The sequence below is a fragment of the Polaromonas sp. YR568 genome (assembly GCF_943369675.1).
Taxonomy (GTDB): Bacteria; Pseudomonadota; Gammaproteobacteria; order Burkholderiales; family Burkholderiaceae_C; genus Polaromonas.
Map to the genome: position 1 here is coordinate 1 of NZ_CALROB020000028.1, position 20,705 is coordinate 20,705.

26 protein-coding genes are annotated in these 20,705 nt (G+C 63.5%); 11 read left to right on the top strand and 15 right to left on the bottom strand.

Annotation, left to right across the window (positions count from 1 at the left end):
- A partial coding sequence (locus ACLV8F_RS15785) for an acetyl-CoA hydrolase/transferase C-terminal domain-containing protein (protein ID WP_411885153.1) occupies positions 1 to 447 on the top strand: 447 nt, incomplete at its 5' end.
- A gap of 46 nt (positions 448 to 493) precedes the next feature.
- Positions 494 to 1,753 carry a cytochrome P450 gene (locus tag ACLV8F_RS15790; RefSeq protein WP_411885219.1) on the top strand — a complete coding sequence of 420 codons (1,260 nt, stop codon included), beginning with the start codon at positions 494 to 496 and terminating at the stop codon, positions 1,751 to 1,753.
- Here ACLV8F_RS15790 and ACLV8F_RS15795 read toward each other — a convergent pair.
- Complete coding sequence (locus tag ACLV8F_RS15795) at positions 1,750 to 2,157, bottom strand: thioredoxin family protein (protein ID WP_411885154.1); 408 nt, start codon at positions 2,155 to 2,157, stop codon at positions 1,750 to 1,752. The genes ACLV8F_RS15790 and ACLV8F_RS15795 overlap by 4 nt on opposite strands.
- 92 nt (positions 2,158 to 2,249) lie before the next feature.
- Here ACLV8F_RS15795 and ACLV8F_RS15800 point away from each other — a divergent pair, with 92 nt between their 5' ends.
- Positions 2,250 to 2,621, top strand: coding sequence for an Mpo1-like protein (locus ACLV8F_RS15800; RefSeq protein ID WP_411885155.1), 372 nt, complete (start codon positions 2,250 to 2,252; stop codon positions 2,619 to 2,621).
- Between the two features lie 22 nt (positions 2,622 to 2,643).
- On the opposite strand, the gene ACLV8F_RS15805 is transcribed toward ACLV8F_RS15800, so the two are convergent.
- The 5 genes from ACLV8F_RS15805 to ACLV8F_RS15825 all read right to left on the bottom strand — a co-directional run bounded on the left by ACLV8F_RS15805 (position 2,644) and on the right by ACLV8F_RS15825 (position 5,176).
- Complete coding sequence (locus ACLV8F_RS15805; protein WP_411885156.1) at positions 2,644 to 2,877, bottom strand: hypothetical protein; 234 nt, start codon at positions 2,875 to 2,877, stop codon at positions 2,644 to 2,646.
- Between the two features lie 5 nt (positions 2,878 to 2,882).
- The gene (locus tag ACLV8F_RS15810; RefSeq protein WP_411885157.1) at positions 2,883 to 3,065 is read right to left on the bottom strand and encodes a DUF3606 domain-containing protein; all 183 of its coding nucleotides are present in this window, start codon (positions 3,063 to 3,065) and stop codon (positions 2,883 to 2,885) included.
- 241 nt (positions 3,066 to 3,306) lie between these two features.
- Positions 3,307 to 3,459, bottom strand: coding sequence for a hypothetical protein (locus tag ACLV8F_RS15815; RefSeq protein WP_411885158.1), 153 nt, complete (start codon positions 3,457 to 3,459; stop codon positions 3,307 to 3,309).
- A gap of 158 nt (positions 3,460 to 3,617) precedes the next feature.
- The gene (locus ACLV8F_RS15820) at positions 3,618 to 3,854 is read right to left on the bottom strand and encodes a hypothetical protein (RefSeq protein WP_411885159.1); all 237 of its coding nucleotides are present in this window, start codon (positions 3,852 to 3,854) and stop codon (positions 3,618 to 3,620) included.
- Positions 3,855 to 3,961: 107 nt separating this feature from the next.
- Positions 3,962 to 5,176 (bottom strand): YihY family inner membrane protein, encoded by a 1,215-nt coding sequence (locus tag ACLV8F_RS15825; RefSeq protein WP_411885160.1) that lies wholly within the window; start codon positions 5,174 to 5,176, stop codon positions 3,962 to 3,964.
- Between the two features lie 22 nt (positions 5,177 to 5,198).
- Between ACLV8F_RS15825 and ACLV8F_RS15830 the strand changes: the two genes are divergently transcribed.
- From ACLV8F_RS15830 to xth, 8 genes are read left to right on the top strand one after another with little or no spacing between them, the layout of a single operon-like run.
- Positions 5,199 to 5,573, top strand: a complete 375-nt coding sequence (locus tag ACLV8F_RS15830) for a DUF2069 domain-containing protein (RefSeq protein WP_411885161.1) — start codon at positions 5,199 to 5,201, stop codon at positions 5,571 to 5,573.
- A 16-nt stretch (positions 5,574 to 5,589) separates the two neighbouring features.
- Positions 5,590 to 7,011: an FAD-binding oxidoreductase gene (locus ACLV8F_RS15835; RefSeq protein ID WP_411885162.1), complete on the top strand. Its 1,422-nt coding sequence runs from the start codon at positions 5,590 to 5,592 to the stop codon at positions 7,009 to 7,011.
- A 27-nt stretch (positions 7,012 to 7,038) separates the two neighbouring features.
- Positions 7,039 to 7,311: a type II toxin-antitoxin system CcdA family antitoxin gene (locus ACLV8F_RS15840; RefSeq protein WP_411885163.1), complete on the top strand. Its 273-nt coding sequence runs from the start codon at positions 7,039 to 7,041 to the stop codon at positions 7,309 to 7,311.
- Positions 7,312 to 7,313: 2 nt separating this feature from the next.
- The gene (locus ACLV8F_RS15845) at positions 7,314 to 7,628 is read left to right on the top strand and encodes a CcdB family protein (RefSeq protein ID WP_411885164.1); all 315 of its coding nucleotides are present in this window, start codon (positions 7,314 to 7,316) and stop codon (positions 7,626 to 7,628) included.
- Complete coding sequence (locus ACLV8F_RS15850) at positions 7,628 to 8,470, top strand: thymidylate synthase (RefSeq protein ID WP_411885165.1); 843 nt, start codon at positions 7,628 to 7,630, stop codon at positions 8,468 to 8,470. Before ACLV8F_RS15845 ends, ACLV8F_RS15850 begins: the two co-directional genes overlap by 1 nt.
- 15 nt (positions 8,471 to 8,485) lie before the next feature.
- Positions 8,486 to 8,971 carry a dihydrofolate reductase gene (locus tag ACLV8F_RS15855; RefSeq protein WP_411885166.1) on the top strand — a complete coding sequence of 162 codons (486 nt, stop codon included), beginning with the start codon at positions 8,486 to 8,488 and terminating at the stop codon, positions 8,969 to 8,971.
- Between the two features lie 39 nt (positions 8,972 to 9,010).
- Entirely contained in the window at positions 9,011 to 9,610 is a 600-nt protein-coding gene (locus ACLV8F_RS15860) for a DUF4337 domain-containing protein (protein WP_411885167.1), read from the top strand.
- Between the two features lie 39 nt (positions 9,611 to 9,649).
- The gene (xth, locus tag ACLV8F_RS15865) at positions 9,650 to 10,426 is read left to right on the top strand and encodes an exodeoxyribonuclease III (protein ID WP_411885168.1); all 777 of its coding nucleotides are present in this window, start codon (positions 9,650 to 9,652) and stop codon (positions 10,424 to 10,426) included.
- 228 nt (positions 10,427 to 10,654) lie between these two features.
- Here xth and ntrC read toward each other — a convergent pair whose 3' ends face one another.
- From ntrC to ACLV8F_RS15910, 9 genes are all read right to left on the bottom strand, one after another.
- The gene (gene ntrC, locus ACLV8F_RS15870) at positions 10,655 to 12,169 is read right to left on the bottom strand and encodes a nitrogen regulation protein NR(I) (RefSeq protein WP_411885169.1); all 1,515 of its coding nucleotides are present in this window, start codon (positions 12,167 to 12,169) and stop codon (positions 10,655 to 10,657) included.
- 93 nt (positions 12,170 to 12,262) lie between these two features.
- Positions 12,263 to 13,366 (bottom strand): nitrogen regulation protein NR(II), encoded by a 1,104-nt coding sequence (glnL, locus tag ACLV8F_RS15875; protein ID WP_411885170.1) that lies wholly within the window; start codon positions 13,364 to 13,366, stop codon positions 12,263 to 12,265.
- Positions 13,367 to 13,396: 30 nt separating this feature from the next.
- Positions 13,397 to 13,918: a hypothetical protein gene (locus ACLV8F_RS15880; protein WP_411885171.1), complete on the bottom strand. Its 522-nt coding sequence runs from the start codon at positions 13,916 to 13,918 to the stop codon at positions 13,397 to 13,399.
- A gap of 178 nt (positions 13,919 to 14,096) precedes the next feature.
- Positions 14,097 to 15,512 carry a type I glutamate--ammonia ligase gene (glnA, locus tag ACLV8F_RS15885; RefSeq protein ID WP_305560876.1) on the bottom strand — a complete coding sequence of 472 codons (1,416 nt, stop codon included), beginning with the start codon at positions 15,510 to 15,512 and terminating at the stop codon, positions 14,097 to 14,099.
- 230 nt (positions 15,513 to 15,742) lie between these two features.
- Complete coding sequence (locus tag ACLV8F_RS15890) at positions 15,743 to 16,567, bottom strand: competence/damage-inducible protein A (RefSeq protein ID WP_411885172.1); 825 nt, start codon at positions 16,565 to 16,567, stop codon at positions 15,743 to 15,745.
- A 13-nt stretch (positions 16,568 to 16,580) separates the two neighbouring features.
- Positions 16,581 to 17,510, bottom strand: a complete 930-nt coding sequence (locus tag ACLV8F_RS15895; protein WP_411885173.1) for an EI24 domain-containing protein — start codon at positions 17,508 to 17,510, stop codon at positions 16,581 to 16,583.
- Between the two features lie 235 nt (positions 17,511 to 17,745).
- On the bottom strand, positions 17,746 to 18,708 hold the full coding sequence (locus tag ACLV8F_RS15900; protein ID WP_411885174.1) for a sterol desaturase family protein: 963 nt from the start codon (positions 18,706 to 18,708) through the stop codon (positions 17,746 to 17,748).
- Between the two features lie 5 nt (positions 18,709 to 18,713).
- Positions 18,714 to 19,481: a polysaccharide deacetylase family protein gene (locus ACLV8F_RS15905; protein ID WP_411885175.1), complete on the bottom strand. Its 768-nt coding sequence runs from the start codon at positions 19,479 to 19,481 to the stop codon at positions 18,714 to 18,716.
- Positions 19,482 to 19,665: 184 nt separating this feature from the next.
- Entirely contained in the window at positions 19,666 to 20,679 is a 1,014-nt protein-coding gene (locus tag ACLV8F_RS15910; RefSeq protein ID WP_411885176.1) for a YncE family protein, read from the bottom strand.
- Between the last annotated feature and the right edge of the window lie 26 nt (positions 20,680 to 20,705).

The window sequence follows — 20,705 nt, forward strand, 5'->3', positions numbered from 1 at the left end:
GAATACGGCGTGGCCGACCTGCGGGCCCAGCCCGACGGCGAAGTGGTGCACCGCCTGATCGCCATCGCCGACTCGCGCTTTCAGGACGCGCTGGTCGCGCAAGCCAAGGCCGCCGGCAAGCTGGACGCGAACTATGCCGTGCCCGAGCAGCACCGCCGGAACCTGCCCGAGGTGCTGCGTGAGCGCCTGCAGCCCTGGCGCCAATCCGGCCAGTTGCCCGACTTTCCTTTCGGCACCGACCTGACGGCGGGCGAGATCGAGATGGTGACCGCGCTGCGGAAAATGCAGGAAGCCACGCGGCATCCGGTCGAGCTGGTTGCCATGGTGCTCAAAAGCCTGGCCGGCACGCGCGAGGCGCCGCCCGCCTACCTGCAGCGCTTGGGCCTGGACGACGCCACCAGTTTCAAAAAAATGTTTTTACGCAAGCTGTTTGCCGGCAACCTCTGAGGGGACCCACGTGACCGCCCTGCCGCCTTTCACCGCCACGCCGCCCATGGCCGAGGCCCGCGCGCGCGAGATCGCAGCAAGCCTGGACCTGCGCGCCCTGCCCGCTGACTTTTACGCCAACCCCTATCCGGTGTATGCCGCGCTGCGCGAGGCCGAACCGGTCAGGCGCATGCCCGACGGCCCTTTTTTCCTGACGCGCCACGCCGACCTGGTGGCGGTCTACCGCGATGCGCAAACTTTCAGTTCCGACAAGAAGGTGGAGTTCGAGCCCAAGTACGGCGCGGCCTCCGCGCTGTTCGAGCACCACACCACCAGCCTGGTCTTCAACGACCCGCCGCTGCACACGCGCGTGCGCAAGCTCATCATGGGCGCGCTGACGCGGCGCGCGATCGCCGACATGGAGCCCGGCCTGGTCACGCTGGTCGACGGCCTGCTCGATGCGATTGAAGCCAGGGGCGGCGGCGACCTGGTGGAGGACTTCGCCTCGGCCATCCCGGTGGAGATCATCGGCAACCTGCTGGGCGTGCCGCATGCGGACCGTGCGCCGCTGCGCGGCTGGTCGCTGGCCATCCTGGGCGCGCTGGAGCCAAAGCTGACGCCGAAGCAGGAAACCCTGGGCAACCACAGCGTGCGCGAGTTCACGGCTTATCTGAAGAGCTTGGTGGCCGACCGGCGCCGTCATCCCGGCGACCCGGAGCACGACGTGCTGACGCGCCTGATCGGCGGCGAAGGCGCGGGTGAGCAGCTCAGCGAAACCGAGCTGCTGCAGAACTGCGTGTTCATCCTCAACGCGGGCCACGAGACCACGACCAACCTGATCGGCAACGCACTGGTGGCGCTGCAGGAGCGGCCGGCGGCGCTGGCGGGTTTGCTGTCCGGCATGCAAGGTGTGGCGCACGATCCGCAGGGCATGGAAGCGCTGTTGACGCCGGCCGTTGATGAGTTCCTGCGTTTCGAATCGTCCAACCAGCTCAGCAACCGGCGCGCGCTGGTGGACGCGAACATTGGCGGTGTGGACATGCCCGCCGGCAGCCTGCTGACCTTGTGCATAGGCGCGGCCAACCGCGACCCGGCGCAGTTTGCCGACCCCGACACGCTGGACCTGGCGCGGCAAAACAACCGCCACCTGGCTTTCGGTTTCGGCATCCACCAGTGCGCGGGCCTCAGCCTGGCACGGCTGGAAGGCCGCATCGCGATTGGCCGGTTTCTTCAGCGCTTTCCGGCTTACCGTTTGACGGCCAAGCCCACGCGCGGCGGCCGCGCGCGATTCAGGGGATTCCTGAAAGCGCCGTTTTCCGTCGCCTAGCTGGCAGTTATCCAGTGCTGCGGCGCGGCCTGCAAGGCCCGCAGCAGCGCCCGCGTGGAGGGCAAATGGGGCGTGGCAGGCTGGCCTGGCTGGGCCAGCGAATCGAGCAGGCGCGAGAGGGTTTGCGCATGCGGCGTCAGCGGGCCCAGAAAACGCGTGCCGTTCGCATCGGCGATCAGCAGCGTGGGAAAAGTTTCCACTTCGATGTCGCCGACCACCTCGGCATGGTCCTCGATGTCCAGCCAGGCAAAGCGGCTGCCCGGATAACGGGCCGCCATTTGCGCAAACAGCTCGCCATAGTCCCGGCACAGGCCGCACCAGTCCGCGCACAGGCAGACGACCCAGTGAACCGGAAGATCCGGCGGGCCGGGGGATGCCGATTGCGGCGTTGGGAAGATATGCATTGCGGGAGAGAAATCGAGGATTGACTATTATGGCCAGCGCCGCAAAATGGTGAGCGACACGGGGGCAAACCCCGGCACAGGAGACAAGCACCATGAATGCCACGCACAGCGAGGCGGCGCAAAACGCGCCATCCGCAGCCCCCATAGACCCACGCAGCTTCGATTCCTTCGCAAGCTTTTATCCGTTCTATTTGAACGAACACCGCAACCCCACCTGCCGCCGCCTGCATTTTGTGGGCTCCAGCCTCACGCTGCTGTGCCTGGTGGCACTGGCCGTCACGCGAAATCCATGGTGGCTGCTGGCCGGCCTGCTCTGCGGTTACGGCTTTGCCTGGATCGGGCACTTCGGGTTTGAAAAGAACAGGCCGGCTTCGTTCAAGCGGCCGCTCTACAGCTTCATGGGCGACTGGGTGATGTACCGCGATATGTGGGTGCAGGGCTTCAAGCGCCTCAAGGGCGCGTAGCGGCCCCGCCCCCGAAGAAAGCCTAGTGCGGGCCTTGCGGCTGGAACACCGTGGCTTTGAGCGCCTTCAGGCAAGCGGCACCGGCAAGCAGGGCCGCTTCATGTGTCGGATAAGGATGGTCTGAGCCTTCAATGCGAAGGTCGGCCATGCGTTCATCAGCGGAGAGCTGGGTGACCACCCAGTAAAAAAGGCCGGCGGAAGGTTCCTTGACGCGAACGGCGAGCGGCCCCGGTGGCAATGGGAACGAAGGGGGCATGGCGCTCACAGCATCTTCCCCAATTCGTTGCTGACGTCTTTGGCGGCGGGGCCGACTTCGGCCACAGCCACGCGCAACTCCAGTTCACTGCAGTCCAGCGCGGCAACCCAGTAATTCAAAGAGTCTTCCTGGGTGATGTCGATGGCTTTGTTGGACGTATCAGCAGAGGCGTAGGCGGGTGATGTCACGGTTTTCTCCAGCTAGGTTGATGGGATGGATGGCATCTTGACTCAGGCATCGCGGCATCCTTGTAAGAATCCCGCCCGCCTGTGTGAAGTCCCACGAAAAACAAGCAACGAAACGTGGCGGAGGTCACAGGCGATTAACAACCTTGACAAAAGCTTGACGCCCTTACAACCTCAGCTTATGAGCTTCCGGATGATAGGGGCGGCAAGAACCGTCTTCGATCAACTCGCGCCGGGCGCCAACTCAAGCCTGTTTTGGCGCCGCAGATTTGCGCGCCACGGGCTTGCCGCCGGTGGAAGACGGCGACCGGGAGGCGGCCTGTTTTTCGGTATAGCTTTTGTAGAGCTTGGCCGCCAGGCCGGAGGTGATCGCAAATACCAGCAATTTTTTCAGCATGAAAAATCTCCTTGAGGGTGAAGGTGGGTGAAGGCCCGCCTTTGGCAGGCCAGGTTCACATCGTAGGAATTTTTCCGCGGCATAAAAGTGCGCCTGCGCCGCAAATGGCTGTGCGGCGTGTCTTACCGGGTAACGCTTAAAGCGGCACGCGCGGCGACTCAGGCCTCGGGCTCACCGTCCACGCGGATGCCGAGTTGCTTCATCTTGACGCGCTGCTCCACGGCGTGGCTCCATCGCTCGAAGTCTTCATTGGTCGGCGCCGGGCCGTTGCCGGTCTGGTAGGCCCACATCCTGGCCGTGAGTTCTTCATACACTTGCCTGGCGTCGCGCTGCGCCTGCCGCTCCTGGGCAATGGCGCCGTCAAGCTTTTCCCGGGCATGGGCTTTTGCTGGCATCGTTTTGTGCGTTGAAAAACAAAGGGCTTTTATTTTGTGACGGCGCCAGATCGCCCACAAGAATTCCCCTGCCGGTTTATCGGTTTTTCCCCGATGGAGCGGATCTTTTACAGCGCGTCGCGCAGCCGCAAATCCGGCCAGCGGGCCTTTTCCCACAGGTTCTGCACCGCGTCGGCCTTGTCGAGCAGGAAACGCTGTATCAGCGGCTCCAGCGCCGTGGCGTCAGGATCGGCCAGCAGCAGGTAACGGGCTTCGGTCTCGCCTTCAGCCTCGTTGAGCTGGCCCACCCAGTCCAGCGCGACCAGGGTTTCCAGCACCGGCTCCAGCTGCAGGCCGTCCACCTGCAGCACTTCGGCCAGCTGCGAGGCGCTCACGCCCTTTCGCGGCGTGGCAAGCGCCTTGTGCAGCTGTTGCAGCACCTCAATGGCCAGCTGGAAATACCAGCCGTGAGCGCTGCCGCGGCGCGCCACACCCGCAAGCAGGCTGGGCAGGTAGGCGGCGATCACCGCACCCATCAGCACGATGACCCAGGAAACGTAAATCCACACCAGCAAGATCGGCAGGGTCGCAAAGGCGCCGTAGACCAGCGAATAGGTCGGCACCGCGCTGAGGTACAGGCTCAGCACCCGCTTGGCCACCTCGATGCCGGCGGCGACGAACAGGCCGCCTGCCCAGGCATGCGTCCATTTCACAAAGGTGTTGGGCACATAGCGGTACATCGCCGCCATGCCGCCGGCCACCAGGAAGAACTGCAGGATGTTGAGCAAAAAGCGCAGGCTGGCCGGCAAGGCGCCCACCAGGCCACCGGACGCCGACAGCACATAAGAGGTGACCGCCAGGCTGGCCGCCAGCAGCAGCGGCCCCAGGGTGATGGCGGCCCAGTAGATCAGCACGCGCTGCGTGAGCGGCCGCGCCTTCTTGACGCGCCAGATGCCGTTGAGCGTGCGGTCTATGGTGAGGATCAGCGCGATGGCGGTGACCAGCAGCACCGCCAGGCCGGCGATGCCCAGCTTGTTGGCCTGGCGGCTGAACTGCGTGAGGTAACCCAGCACCTGGCGCGCGATGTTGTCGGGGATGAGGCTCTGGATCAGCCAGGCCTGCAGCGCGCCCTGCAGCTTGGAGAACATCGGAAAGGCCGTGAAAACCGCCAGCGCCACGGTGAAAAAAGGCACCAGGGCAATCGAAGTGGTGAAGGTCAGGCTGCTGGCCGTCAGGCCCATGTGGTCTTCGCGGAAACGGTCGCGCAGGGTGAGCGCCGTGCCGCGCCACGGGAAGCGCGACAGGTCGGCCAGGAGGTCCTGCAGGTATTGCTGGAATTTCATCCCCGGTATCATGCCATCGACCATGAACAAAACAGAGCAAATCGACTTCACCCGCCGCCTGGCGCTGGCGAGCCTGCTGGGCCTCATCGTGCTGGGCCTGGCCTGGGAAATGTGGCTGGCACCGATCCGCCCCGGCGGCTCGCTGCTGGCGCTCAAGGTGCTGCCGCTGTGCATCCCCCTGGCCGGCATCCTGAAAAACCGCATGTACACCTACCGCTGGGTCAGCCTGCTGGTGTGGCTGTACTTCACCGAAGGCGTGGTGCGGGCCTGGAGCGACCGCGCGCCGGGCAACTACCTGGGCCTCATCGAGGTGTTCCTGTGCCTCACGCTGTTCGCCGCCTGCGCGCTGCATGTGCGCGTGCGCCTGAAAAACGCCCCCACCCCATCAACCCCCTAACCCGAGCCCGAACACCGTGAGCACGCATAACCCGCTGATTGAATCCCTGCGCCAGATCGTGGGTGCCCCCAACGTCCTGACCGAGGGCGACCTGACCACCTGGGTGCAGGACTGGCGCAAGCGCGAAACCGGCAAGGCCCTGGCCGTGGTGCGCCCCGGCTCCACGCAGGAAGTCGCGGCCGTGGTGAAAGCCTGCGCCGCGGCGCGCGTGAGCATCGTCCCGCAGGGCGGCAACACCGGCATGGTGGTGGGCTCGACACCGGACGCCAGCGGCACCCAGGTGGTGCTGAGCCTGACGCGCATGAACAAGGTGCGCACGCTGGACGCCGGCAACCTGACGATTACCGTCGACGCCGGTTGCGTGCTGCAAAACCTGCAGGAAGCCTGCGAAAAAGCCGGTTTCCTGTTCCCCCTGAGCCTGGCCTCGGAGGGCAGCTGCACCATAGGCGGCAACCTCGGCACGAATGCCGGCGGCACCCAGGTCGTGCGCTACGGCAACACGCGCGACCTCTGCCTGGGGCTGGAAGTCGTCAACGCGCAGGGCGAAATCTGGGACGGCCTCACGGGCCTGCGCAAGGACAACACCGGCTACGACCTGCGCCACCTGTTCATCGGCAGCGAAGGCACGCTGGGCGTGATCACCGGCGCCACCATGAAGCTGTATCCCATGCCCAAGTCCCAGCTCACCGCCTTTGCCGCCGTGCCCACGCTTGAGGCGGCCGTGCAGTTGCTGGGCCTGGCGCATGAGCACCTGGGCTCGGGCCTGACCGGTTTTGAGGTCATGGGCCAGTTCGCACTGGGCCTGGTGGCCAAACATTTCCCGCAGCAGCGCGTGCCCTTCTGGCAGGAGCACCCCTGGTGCGTGGTGCTGGAGAACTCGGACAACGAATCCGAAGCCCATGCGCGCGAATGTTTCGAACGCCTGCTGGAGGCCGCCATGGAGGCCGGCTGCGTGGCCGATGCGGTTGTCGCCGAAAGCATGGCGCAGGCCCACGCGCTGTGGCACATCCGCGAGAGCATCCCGATGGCGCAGGCCGAAGAGGGCCTGAACATCAAGCACGACATCTCCATCAACGTGTCGCGCATCCCCGAGTTCGTGCAAGAGACCAACGCCCTGCTGCTCGCGCGTTTTCCCGGCGCGCGCATGGTCGTCTACGGCCACTTGGGCGACGGCAACCTGCACTACAACGTGCAGGCGCCGGAAAACCAGGACCAGGCACGTTTCCTCAACGAGCAGGAGGCGCCCATGAATGCCCTTGTCTACGAAGCGGTAGACCGCTACAGGGGATCCATCTCGGCCGAACACGGTGTCGGCAGCCTCAAGGTGGACTCGCTGCCCAAGCACAAATCGCCTGTGGCGCTGGACATGATGCGCGCCATCAAGCAGGGCCTGGACCCCCTGAACCTGATGAACCCGGGGCGAGTTCTGCGCATATAATATGCGCATGACTCATGAAGGATGATCATGCTCAAATTTGACCATGCCCCCAAAAAAGCTACCAATCTGTCACTCAACTCCAAGGTGTTGGAAGTTGCGCGCGAGATGGGCATGAATATCTCGCAAACCGTCGATGCGCTTTTGGCAGATGAAGTCAAACGGCGCTACTGGGAGCAATGGAATGAGCGGAACAAAGGGGCGATTGCGTCTTACAACGCCCGCATTGCGAAACACGGTCTTCCCCTGGCCAAATACCGTAGTTTTGCAAAGAGTCTGGGTGATGGAAAGCAAGAGGAATAAGCGTGGCTCGCTTTGATGTTTACAGCAATCCGGACAAACCGGAAAACACGTGGATTCCCTTCTATCTGGATGTGCAAAGCGACCATATGCAGGGATTGGAAACGCGGGTCGTGGTTCCACTTTGGGATGCGGAGCACTTCGAAGGAAAGGCCGAAGACCTTCATCCCGAATTTGAGTTTGACGGTCGGCTGCTGGTGATGGACACACCTGCCTTGGGCGCGGTGCCGAAAGTCGCTTTACGTAAAGTGGTCGCCAATCTGACACCCCACCAACTCACTATTCAGAATGCGCTTGACACGCTTTTTGGAGCTTATTAATGACACAAGCTGGCTCACGGCCTATCCGTTCCCAATACGAAGATTTCATGCGCCATGTGGACGCCCACGGCGTCTTCAAGGCCGACCGCACCGGCACCGGCACCAAAAGCGTGTTCGGCCACCAGATGCGCTTCGACCTGAACGAGGGATTTCCGCTGGTCACCACCAAAAAAGTGCACCTGAAGTCCATCGTCCACGAGCTGCTGTGGTTTCTGCAGGGGTCGAGTGACAACAACTGGCTCAAGGAACGCGGCGTCAGCATCTGGGACGAATGGGCGCGTGAAGACGGCGACCTGGGCCCGGTATACGGCGTGCAGTGGCGCAGCTGGCCCACGCCCGACGGCGGCCACATCGACCAGATCAGCGAAGTCATCAAGACGCTCAAGACCAACCCCGATTCGCGCCGCATCATCGTGAGCGCCTGGAACGTGGCCGACCTCTCCAAGATGGCCCTTATGCCCTGCCACGCGTTTTTCCAGTTCTACGTGGCGCCGTCCGAAGTGCAGGGCCAACCCGGCAAGCTGAGCTGCCAGCTCTACCAGCGCAGCGCCGATATCTTCCTCGGTGTGCCCTTCAACATCGCCAGCTACGCGCTGCTGACCCACATGGTGGCGCAGCAGTGCGGCCTGGGTGTGGGCGACTTCATCTGGACCGGCGGCGACTGCCACATCTACAGCAACCACCACGAACAGGTCGCGCTGCAACTGAGCCGCCAGCCCTTCCCCTACCCCACGCTGCAGATCAAGCGCAAGCCCGAATCGATCTTCGACTACCAGTTTGAAGATTTTGAGTTCCTGGACTACCAGCACCACGAGGCGATTAAAGCTCCCGTGGCTGTTTAGCCAACAGGTGCCGGTATGACACGCATCCACATGATCTTTGCCCGCGCCGCCAATGGCGTGATCGGCCACAACAACGCCATGCCGTGGCACCTGCCGGAAGACATGGCGCGCTTCAAGCGCCTGACGACTGGTCGGCCGGTCATCATGGGCCGCAAGACCTGGGATTCGCTGTCGCCGAAATTCCGGCCCTTGCCGGGCCGCACCAATGTCGTCATCACGCGGCAACAAGACTGGAAAGAAGCCGGCGCCGAAACCGCCGCCAGTCTGGCCGACGCGCTGGCGCAATGCGCCGCTGCCGAAGAGGTGTGGATCATGGGCGGCGCGCAAATTTACGCGCAGGCCGTCCCGCTGGCCGACCGCATTGAAGTCACCGAGATTGCCCAGGACTTTGAGGGCGACGCGTATGCGCCGCAGCTGGGCCCCGAATGGCGGGAGGTCGCACGCGAAGACCACGTGTCGACGAACGGGCTGAAGTTCAGCTTCGTCACCTACGAAAAATAATCCATCCACAACCCATAACAACACACAAAGGGAAACGATATGTCAGGAGGCGGATTTCACGTGCATGGGCCCCACGACCATGAACTCGAGCATGCGGCTCAAGGTAGTCACGGCGGCCATGACGGGCACGCAAGCGGCGGCATGATCGCGCAGATCGCGGTCATCACCGCCATCATCGCGACCGTGGGCGCCATCTTTTCCTACATGGGCGGCGCCACGCAGGCCAATGCGGGCCTGTATAAAAACAACGCGGCCATCAAGAAGACGGAAGCCTCCAACCAGTGGAATTTTTTTCAGGCCAAAAGCACCAAACAATCGCTGGCTGAGCTCGCCCGCGACCTGGCGCCCGAGGACAAAAAAGCCGGCTACCAGGGCAAGATTGATCGCTACGAAAAAGAAAAGAACGAGATCAAGGTGGGCGCCGAGAAGCTCGAAGCCGAAGCCGCCACCTGGGACACATCCTCGGACGAGCAGATGCACCAGCACCACCGCTGGGCCCAGGCGACGACGGTATTGCAGGTGTCGATTGCCCTGGCGGCAATTGCGCTGCTGACGCGCAAGAAGTGGCTGGAATACGGCATGTTCGCCATGGCGGCCATCGGGCTGGTGGTGGGCGCGCTGGCCGCGCTGCATATCTGATCGCCATTGAAGCCCTCTTGCGGGCTGGAGCATGAAACCATGAAGATCACGACCTGGAACGTCAACTCGCTGACCGCGCGGCTGGCGCATGTGCTGGACTGGCTGGCGGCCAATCCCGTCGATGTGCTGTGCCTGCAGGAACTGAAGATGACGGACGACAAGTTTCCGCTGGAGGCACTCAAGGCCGCCGGTTATGAAGCCGCCGCCTTCGGACAGAAAACCTACAACGGCGTGGCCATCCTGTCGCGCGCGCCCCTGCGCGAGGTGGTAAAAAACATCGTCGGTTTTGAAGACGAACATTCGCGCGTGATCGCCGCCACGGTGGACGGCCCGGCGGGGCCCCTACGCGTGATGAACGGCTACTTCGTCAACGGGCAGGAGCCCGGCAGCGAAAAATTCGCCTACAAGATGCGCTGGCTGAACGGCCTGCAGGCCTATGTGCGCGCCGAGATGGCGGCGCACCCGCAACTCGTGCTGCTGGGCGACTTCAACATCACGCCGGAAGACCAGGATTCCTTCGACCCGGAAGGCCTGCGCGACACCATCCACCACACCAAGGAAGAGCGTGAGCACTTCCGCCAGTTGCTGGCGCTGGGCCTGACGGACAGCTTCCGCATGTTCGAGCAGTTGCCCAAAAGCTATTCATGGTGGGACTACCGCATGCTGGGCTACCAGAAGAACCGCGGCCTGCGCATCGACCACATCCTGGTCAGCGGGGCGCTGAAGCCGCAGGTAAAAGGCTGCACCATAGACCGCGTGCCGCGCAAATGGGAAAAGCCCAGCGACCATGCGCCGGTGACGGTGGAGCTAGGCTGACCCCCGTCCGGGCTCACTTCGTGTAGCCCGTTCCCCCCTCAAGGGGGCGGCGCCTGGGGCCGGCGAAGCCGGACCCTCGGCCCCCACTGGTGAAATCCCCCACCAGGTTGCGCCCAATGGACTCTTAAACCCAGCAGGGGCCGCGGGACTGGCTTTGCCAGACCGCAGGCGCAGCGGCCCCCTCGGGGGGCAGGGAGTTACACGAAGTGAACGACCGTGGGGGCCACATCACTCCAGATGGAGTTCCTGAATTTTCCGCGTGATGGTGTTGCGCCCTATGCCCAGCTTCTGGGCCGCCTCGATGCGGCGCCCTCGCGTATTGGCCAGCGCGGTCTGGATCAGCTTGGATTCAAAGCGCCGCGTCAGCACGTCCCAGACGTCGCTGCGCCCGGTGGCCAGCAAGGCCAGGGCCTCGGCTTCGAGGCCACTTTCCCAGCTGTGGTCCAGGCCGGCCGCCACAGGCACACCCGCTTCAGCCGTGTGCGCCATGGGCGCCTTGTCGGCGCCTGCGGTCCACTCGACGCGGGGGGCTTCGGTCCGTTCAACCATGGCCGCAGCTTTGCCGGCGGGTTCCGGGATCATGCCCAGCACTTCGGGCGGCAGGTCCTTGGGCTCAATCACCTGGGCCGGCGCCATGACGGTCAGCCAGTGGCAGATGTTCTCAAGCTGGCGCACGTTGCCGGGAAAGCCGAAGTTGCTCAGCTGCTGCAAGGCGGTGTCGGAAATCCGCTTGGGCTCCACGCCCAGCTGCTTGGCGCTTTGCTGCAGGAAGTGCCGCGTCAGCATGAAGACGTCTTCGCGGCGTTCGCGCAGCGCGGGCAGGCGCAGGCGGATCACGTTGAGGCGGTGGAACAAGTCCTCGCGGAAACCGCCTTCCTTGACGCGCTGCTCCAGATCCTGGTGGGTGGCGGCAATCACGCGCACATTGGCCTTGACGGCGTTGTGCCCGCCGACGCGGTAGAAATGGCCGTCGCTGAGCACGCGCAGAAGACGCGTCTGCAGGTCAAATGGCATGTCGCCGATTTCGTCGAGGAAAAGCGTGCCGCCCTCGGCCTGCTCGAAGCGGCCGCGCCGCATGGTCTGCGCGCCGGTGAAGGCGCCGCGCTCATGGCCGAAGAGTTCGCTTTCGAGCAAATCCTTGGGAATGGCGGCGGTGTTGATGGCGACAAAAGGCCCGTTGGCGCGCGGCGAATGTTTGTGCAGCGCGCGCGCCACCAGCTCCTTGCCCGAGCCCGATTCACCGGTGATCATCACCGTCACCATGCTTTGGCTCAGGCGCCCGATGGCACGGAACACGTCCTGCATGGCCGGCGCCTGGCCGAGCATTTCGGGTGCGGCGGCCATGCGTTCTTCGGCCACCTCTTCGCGCTGGCTTTCTTCCACCGCGCGGCGAATCAGTTCCACCGCCTTGGGCAAATCAAACGGTTTGGGCAGGTACTCAAAAGCCCCACCCTGGAAGGCCGAGACCGCGCTGTCCAGGTCGGAGAAGGCCGTCATGATGATGACCGGCAGGCCGGGCAGTTTTTCCTTGACCTTTTCGAGCAGGTCCAGGCCCGAGCCGCCCGGCATGCGGATGTCGCTCACCAGTATTTGCGGGCCGTCTTCTTCCGTCGCGGTTTCCAGTGCGGCAAGGACTTCGCGGGGATTGGTGAAACTGCGCGTAGGAAGGTCCTCGCGGAGCAGGGCCTTTTCCAGAACAAACCGGATGGACTGGTCATCATCAACGATCCAGATCGGTTTCATGTATGCAGTCCCTTTTTTCGTGCTTTCAGCGCAGGGCTCTTTTGAAGCCCTCGCGCCGGTCGCGTTATGTATCAATCTTGGAGGAGACACATTTCAAGGAAGCGGTATGAGCAGCTTGAAATCTGTACGGCCCGGCACACTGTCGCACTCGATCAAACCGTGGTGTTGCTGGACAAAAGTTTGCGCCAATGTCAGCCCCAGCCCCGACCCGCCCTCACGCCCTGAGACCAGGGGATAGAAGATGCGGTCTTTGATGGAGTCCGGCACGCCCGGTCCATTGTCGATAACATGCAATTCCAGTGCCAAGCGATAGCGCTGCTTGCCAAAAGTTACTTGCCTGGCGATTCTGGTCCTGAAAGTGATGTGCGCATCACCCGCCGCGATGCGCTCGGCCAGCGCCTGCGCGGCGTTGTGGGCGATGTTCAGCACCGCCTGGATCAGTTGCTCGCGGTCGCCGCGGAAATCGGGAATCGAAATGTCGTAATCCCGCGTGACCTTCAGGCCTTTGGGGAACTCCGCCAGGATCAGGGAGCGTACGCGCTCACAAACCTCGTGGATGTTCACATCGCCCACAAGGTGCGGCCGGCGGTGCGGCGCCAGCAGGCGGTCCACCAGGGTCTGCAGCCGGTCCGCCTCATGGATGATGACCTGGGTGTACTCGGTCAGGTCCTTGCCGATTTCCATTTGCAGCAACTGGGCCGCACCGCGAATCCCGCCCAGCGGGTTCTTGATTTCGTGGGCCAGGTTGCGGATCAGTTCCTTGTTGGCCTGCGCCTGGTCGATCAGGCGCTCTTCCCGCTCCTGCTTGGCCTGTTGTTCCAGCGGCAACAGTTCCACGATGGCCTCGCCCGGAGTATCGGTCTGCGCCACCACCACGTGGACCGGCATGGGTTCGTGGTTCAGGCGCCTGAGCCAGGCGTCGTAGCGCAGGGCCGCGAACTCGTTGCTGCCCGCGCCTTCCAGCGCGTTTTGCAGGATCAGCGGTTCGGTGAAACAGTCGGGGAGCTGTGAGCCTTCGATGGTTCGCCGGGAGGTGCCCAGCGCGTCTTCAAGCGCGGCATTGGCGAACACCACGGTGCCGTTGGTGCGGACGACCGCCACCAGCGTGGCCAGCAAATCGAAGGCCTGGAAGCGGGGGAGCCCCGAAACCGGGGCGGAGGACAGGGTGCGTAAGGAGGGCTTGTTCAAGCCGTCCATTTTCACCCAGAAGCCGGCATGCCGCGGCGCTTAATTGGCGGCGGGCGCCGAAGGAAGCCGGGAAATCTCGCGCTTGAGGCCGGCGATGTCGCTCTGGTTGCGCGTGATGTTGTCCTTGAGTTCAGCCACGCGGTCAAGGTAACGCTGGTAATTGCGGCCTTCGATGCCCTGCTTGTCGGGCTCGCCGTTGTTGAATTCTTTTTGCTGCTCGGCCAGTTTGGCTTCGGCCTTTTTCAGTTCGGCTTCCAGGATGGCGCGCGAATCGCTGTCGCGGGCACGCTGCTCCGGGCTGCCGTCGGTGCGCGGCCCGCCCGAGCCGGCCGCCGCCGCCACGCGGACCGGGGCTTTGGCGACGGGGGTGCTCTGCACCACTGTCACGTTGCCGCCCGAAACCAGCTTGCAGTTGCGGGTCTGCGCCTCTTTGGCGTTGTTGATGTATTCGGGCGTGGCGCCGCCGGTGCCGGCGCAGCGGAAAACCTGCTGCGCCCATGCGGCATTCCCCGCGCCGGCCAGCAGCAGGGAAAAGGCAGAAAGCAAAAAGGTGTTTTTCATAGGAAACTTCCGGTGCCGGTAAGGGCTGGGAGGGTCTATCAGTATGCGGCAAAGGGGCCAAAACACAAAGCCAGCACACCCACAACCTGCCGGGACAATAAAAAAGGACGGCATCCGCCGTCCTTTTTTGGCCACAAACTGTAAAGAACAACAGTAGCGGCTGAGCCTGGTCCGCTGATTACAGCGAGTAGTACATATCGAATTCGATGGGGTGGGTCGCCTGGCGCAGGCGGGTCACTTCACCCATCTTCAGTTCAATGTAGGCGTCGATCATGCTGTCGGTGAACACACCGCCCTTGGTCAGGAAGCTGCGGCCCACGTCGAGGCAGTCCAGCGCCTGGTCCAGGCTGTGGCACACGGTTGGGACTTTCGCGTCTTCCTCGGGCGGCAGATGGTACAGGTCCTTGGTGGCGGCTTCGCCGGGGTGGATCTTGTTCTCCACGCCGTCCAGGCCGGCCATCATCAGGGCCGAGAAGCCCAGGTAAGGGTTCATCAGTGGATCGGGGAAACGCGCTTCGATACGGCGGCCCTTGGGGTTGGCGACGTAAGGAATGCGGATCGAAGCCGAGCGGTTTTTGGCCGAGTAAGCCAGCTTGACAGGTGCTTCGTAGCCGGGAACCAGGCGCTTGTAGCTGTTGGTGCCGGGGTTGGTGATGGCGTTCAGGGCACGTGCGTGCTTGATGATGCCGCCGATGTAGTACAGCGCGAAATCGGACAGGCCTGCGTAGCCGTCGCCGGCGAACAGGTTCTTGCCGTCTTTCCAGATGGACTGGTGAACGTGCATGCCGGAGCCGTTGTCGCCGACGATGGGCTTGGGCATGAAGGTGGCGGTCTTGCCGTAGGCGTTGGCCACGTTTTGCACCACGTATTTCAGGATCTGCGTCCAGTCGGCGCGCTGAACCAGCGTGCTGAACTTGGTGCCGATTTCATTCTGGCCGGCGCCGGCGACTTCATGGTGGAACACTTCGACCGGGATGCCCAGCGATTCGAGGATCAGGGACATTTCGGCGCGCATGTCCTGCGTGCTGTCGACGGGAGGAACGGGGAAGTAGCCGCCCTTGACGGTCGGGCGGTGGCCGCGGTTGCCGCCTTCGAGCTTGGCGCCCGAATTCCAGGGGGCTTCGTACTCTTCGATCTTGAAGAAGGTGCCCGACATGTCGGTGTTCCAGCGCACGTCGTCAAAGATGAAGAATTCGGGTTCGGGGCCGAAATAAGCGGTGTCGCCCAGGCCGGAGGCCTTGAGGTAGGCTTCGGCGCGCTGCGCGATGGAGCGCGGGTCGCGGTCATAGGCCTTGCCGTCGGCAGGCTCGAGCACGTCGCAGCTCATGAACAGCGTCGTTTCTTCGAAGAAAGGATCGATGTTGGCCGTCTTGGGGTCAGGCATCAGCTGCATGTCGGAGGCTTCAATGCCCTTCCAGCCGGCAACCGAGGAGCCGTCGAACGCATGGCCCGACGTGAATTTGTCTTCGTCAAAGTGGGACACCGGCACGGTCACGTGCTGTTCTTTGCCCCGGGTGTCGGTGAAACGGAAGTCAACGAACTTGACCTCGTTTTCCTTGACCATTTTCATGACGTCTGCGACGGTCTTTGCCATCAAAATCTCCTGTGTGCTGGATGGGTGGTTGAAAAATTGTCTTCAGGCCTGTTGAATGCACTTTTTGTGCCAAAGGCGTTGGCCGCTCTGTTTCCTGCCAAGCCTCGGATTGTGCCGTTATCTGGCCCCACTTCAGGCCCTGGGCAGGCTGAAAAGAGAAAAAACACCGGCTGGCAACGATTGCACCATTCTGGCGCATCACCTTTATCGCACCGAATCGGTGCAAAACATCAGCGCACCAATTCGGGGCCGAATTTGAGATCGAATTTGTGCAGTCCCGCCAGCATGGCCGGGTAGGCCAGGTTGACCGCTTCCGGCGCGCCTTTGACGCCCAATTCAATATGGCGGCCGTATTCCGGATGGTCCACGCTGGGCAGGCTGAAGACCTTGACGCCGGCATGCGCCGCTTCAATGGCGAGCATCAGCGGCGTGAGCATGGCCTCCATGGACCCAAAAATGATCACCGACTTTTCGACCTTGGGCGATTTTTGGTGCAGGTGGGCGTAGTACGTGTCCAGCACCCATTCGATCATCGGCCAGGCCATCACCGGGAAACCAGGCACGAAATGAACCGCGCCCTGCCCCGCGCGGCAGGTGAAGCCAGGGATCTTGTTGTACGGATTCGGAATGATCTCCGCGCCGACCGGGAACACGCCCATGTTCAGGCGGTGGATGTTGTCGCCGCGGTCGGGCTCATAAGGGATGCCCTGCTCCTTGGCCATGTCGGCCATGCGCTCCAGGATCAGGGTTTTGGCCGTCGCATGCAAAGCCAGCTCAACGCCCAGTGCCCTGGCCGCGCACTGGCGGGTGTGGTCATCGGGCGTGGCGCCTATGCCGCCGCACGAAAACACCACGTCGCCGCTTTCACGCGCCGCCGCGAAGGCGCGCGCCAAGGTCGCGGTGATGCGCGCCGGGTCGTCGCCCACGTAGTCGGCATACGCCAGCGGCAGGCCGCGCGCGCCCAGCAGTTGAATGGTTTTGGGCAGGTGCTTGTCGGCGCGTTTGCCCGAGAGGATTTCATCGCCGACGATGATGAGGCCGAAGTGAGGGGTCATGTTTTTTCAGGATTCAAGGCAGGGGTATATCGGGCTTGCCGCCCAGTGAACCGAAGCTGGGCGCCGGCCCCGGCAGGGCCTCCGGGGCCACTTCGGCCGCCATCGACGTGATGGCGGCCTGTGCCAGCGGATCAGGGGCCAGCGCGTTGTTCTTCTTGCGAAGCTGCTCCAGCGCGGCCAGGGTGTAGTGAGCGAACCAGAGCGAGGAGAAAGCGAACACCAGGGTGTAGATCCAGATGGCCACCGGTACCAGGATGGGCGCCATGGCCACGAACATCGCGCCGGAGGCCCAGATCAGGCTGGGCGCGGCGCCCAGATAGCCGCTGAGCACGCCTATGGCCAGCAGCGGCGCGCGGTGCTCCTTGAAAATCTGCCGCCGCTCTTCGCTGCTCGCGTGGTCAACCAGCGCGTCGTAAGACATCACGCGGTAGGTGAGCCAGCCCCAGATCAGCGGCGGCAGCACCAGGATCAGCGGCGGAATCAGCCACAGCGGGATCGACACGACCAGCGCGACCACCGCCAGCAGGGTCGAGCCCAGCGACCAGAACAGGCTGGCCATCATCGAGCCGCCCAGCTTGCGTTCGAGTTGCGGAAAGCGCCGCTCGGCCACCAGCGACACCATGGCCGGTGTCATCAGTATTGCCACAAACAGCAGCGAGACGATCACGATCACGGGAATGGCCAGGAAGAGCAGTAGCGCGGGCGCCAGCACCAGGCGCAGGCCGCCCAGGCCCAGCGCTTCCAGCCAGCGGACCATGGTGTTGACGAGTTCGAAATTGCCGAGCTGCGAGCGGATGGCCTCTACCGCGTCGCTCCAGAAAAAATAGCCCAGCCCGAGCGAGATCGCCACCATGATGACCAGCGGCAGCACCGACAGCGCAATGACCCGCGGGTGCAGGCAGTACATCGCGGCGCGCCAGAAGGCGTCTAAAAGTTTGCTCATAAAAGCAAGCATAACGCAGCCCCCACGGTCGCTCACTGCGTGTAGCTCCCTGCCCCCCTAGGGGGCCGCCCGCCTGCGGCCCGGCAAAGCCGGTTCCGCGGCTCATGCTGGGTTTAAGACTTCAGTGGGCACTACCAGTGGGGGCCGCGGGACTGGCTTTGCCAGACCGCAGGCGCCGCCCCTTTGAGGGGGGAACAGGCTACACGCAGTGAGCCTGGACGGGGGAGGTAGATTTTCAGGCTTTGCCGAACAGGCGCTTGAGGCCAACCCATTGCTGCGACCAGAAACCCTTGCCATAGTCACGGTTAGCTTCGACCTGGTCACGAATGCCAGTGGGGTCGTAGCGCTGCTCAAAATTCGCCGTGCCGAAGAGCACGTCCCACCAGGGCAACAACACCCCAAAGTTATGCCCACCCAGCACCGTGCGCTCGGCCTTCACCGTCTCATGCCCAATACCGATGCTATGGTGCAGCCGGTGAAAGCGCGGACTGACCCACAAGCGCTCGCCGATGCGGCCGAACCACAGGCGCACATTGGCGTGCTGGAAACTTTCGCTGAGCTGGGTGAAGGCCACGATGGCGATGAACTGGCCGGGCGGCACGCCGATGAGCTGGGCCACCAGCACCACGATGGTGTCGACCAGGATGTCGTCGAGCAGGTGGTTGCGGTTGTCGCTCCACATCGTCATCTGGCGCTGCGCGTGGTGCAGCGAATGCAGGCGCCACCACCATTCGATCTGGTGCTGGCCGCGGTGCGTCCAGTAGGCGACAAAGTCGAACACCACCAGGTAAATCAGCAGGCTGGCCAGCGCGTTGTCGGTCACGCCGGGCCAGAGCTGGTCGAGGTGAAAAGTGCCGTAACCTGCCGTGCGCAGCGCGCCGAAGGCCTCGTCGAACCACGGGTCCAGCGTGAAGAAAAGCGCGATGCGGAACAGGCCCAGCCGGTGGATCAAGGTGTACAGCACGTCGGTGCGTATGGTGGCGCGGTCGGTCACAGCCTCCACAGGCCGCCAGCGCTGCAGCGGGCCGATGACGGCCAGCAAAATCGCCACCTGGATCACGCCCGCCATGAACCAGGCGGTGGCGTCATAGGCGTCTTCCAGCAGGTTGCCCATGCCCAGCGCGAACATGGCCGGTTGCACGGCCGCCTCGAACAGCCACTGCTGCGCCGTTGAAAAAAGATCGCTGAACCAGTCCATGCCGCTTATTTTGCAGGCTTGGCCGGCGCCGGGCCGGGCTGCGCCTCAATCCAGTCCTTGTACTGGGGATGCTCGCGCAGGGTCTTGAAGCAAAAACCGCGCGACTGCAGGCCGGTGATCAGCGGCTCCAGCACCTTGGGCGCCCACGGGTCCTTGCGCGACCAGATGCCCAGGTGCGCCAGCAGGATGTCGCCGGAGCGCACGTCGCGCAGCGCTTTCTTGAGCAAAAAGTCGTTGGGGTATTTTTCGCTGGCCAGCTCGTCGCCCAGAAAACCCGCGGGCGACCAGCCCACGTGTTCGTAGCCGCAGGCCTTGGCGGCGGCCAGCAGCGCGGGCGAGGTCTTGCCGCCCGGCGCCCTGAACAGCGGCAGCGTCTTTTTGCCGGTGATGGCTTCCAGGCGCTTGCTGGACTTGCTGATTTCTTCGCAATACTGCGCGGCCGTCCAGGTGAAGTCCTTGCCCTCCAGCGGTCCCGCCGAGGGCCGCATCCTGAATTGCGGCTGCGCACCCGGCACAGCGGGCACGTCGCCGCGCCAGTACACATGGTCCCAGGTGTGCGAGGCAAACTCATGGCCCTCGGCCGCCCGCGCCTTCCACCAGGGCGCCCAGTGCGTGCCCAGGCTGCCGTCGCCGGCCTGCGTGCGCTCGTTGGCGGCGAAAAACGTGACCTTGACCTGGTATTTGTTCAGCACCTCGGCCATCAAGGGCGCAACAGCCATGTGGCCGGTGTCCAGCGTCAGGTAGACGGGTTTGCAGGGCGCGGCTTCGGCCACCGCTTTGGCTGGGCCTGCAGCCCCAGCAGAGGGCAAATAAGCGGCGACAAGAGCAACGGCAATGAGCAATTGCGGCAAACCCAAAACCAAGCCGGGGCCGCGGGACTGGCTTTGCCAGACCGCAGGCGCAGCGGCCCCCCCGGGGGGCAGGAAGCTACACGAAGTGAGCGACCTTGGGGGCTTGTTACCGTGGTGAATGGTCAAGCGTCCAGACGCCATGGGGGCTCTTTCCAACATTGACCTGGCGCACCACCTTGCGGCTGGCGACGTCGATCACCGTGAGCTTGCGCGCCCAGCGAGAGGTCACCAGGATCTGCTTGCCGTCGCGGCTCACGTCGATGCAGTCGGGGCCGCCCGGCGCGGGATAGTGGTCGACCACCTCCAGGGTTTGCAGGTCTATGCGGCTGATGGTGTTGGCCACGCGGTTGCTGACCAGCACATGGCGCTTGTCGCCAAAGGCGCGGAAGGCGTGGGCGCCGGCGCCGGTCTTGATGACCTTGGTGCGCTGCGGTTGTGCGCCGCTCACGTCATAGACCTCGACGGCGTCGCCGCCCGTCAGGCCCACCAGCATGAATTTGTCGTCGGCCGTGCCGTAGACGTCGGCCGGGATGGAGCCGGTCTTGGTGCGCCATTTGATGGACTGGGTGCCCAGGTCGATGGCGATAAGTTCGTCGCTGTCCTGCATGGTGGAGTAGATCGTCGTGCTTTTGCTGTCTATCCACAAATGGCTGGGTGTCTTGCCGGTGGCCACGCGTTTGGCCAGCGTGATGTCCTTGCCGTCCCATTTATAAATGTCGATGTGGTTCAGGCGGTTGGCGGCCGTGACGAACCATTTCATGTCGGGCGAAAAGCGCAGCTGGTAAGGGTCGATGATGCCGCGTATGGTGCGCTGCACTTCGGCGGTTCGTGGGTCGATGAAGGTCAGCGAATCCGACAGCGCGTTGGCCACGATCACCGATTTTTCATCGGGCGTGAGGTAGAGGTGGTGCGGCTGCTTGCCGGTGGCGATGCGTTTGGTTTCGGTCCAGGTGGCCGGGTTGATCACGCTGACGCTGTCTTCCAGCGAATTGAGCACGAAGACGGGCGTGGTGATTCCGGAAGCCGCCGGCGCCGCCGCAGTCTGGGCGGAAGCCGGAAAACTCATCAAGGCGGCAAAGGCACACAGCCAGGCGGCTGCAAAGCGGGCGAAAACATTCACAAAAACGGTCTTTCTACGGGCAATTG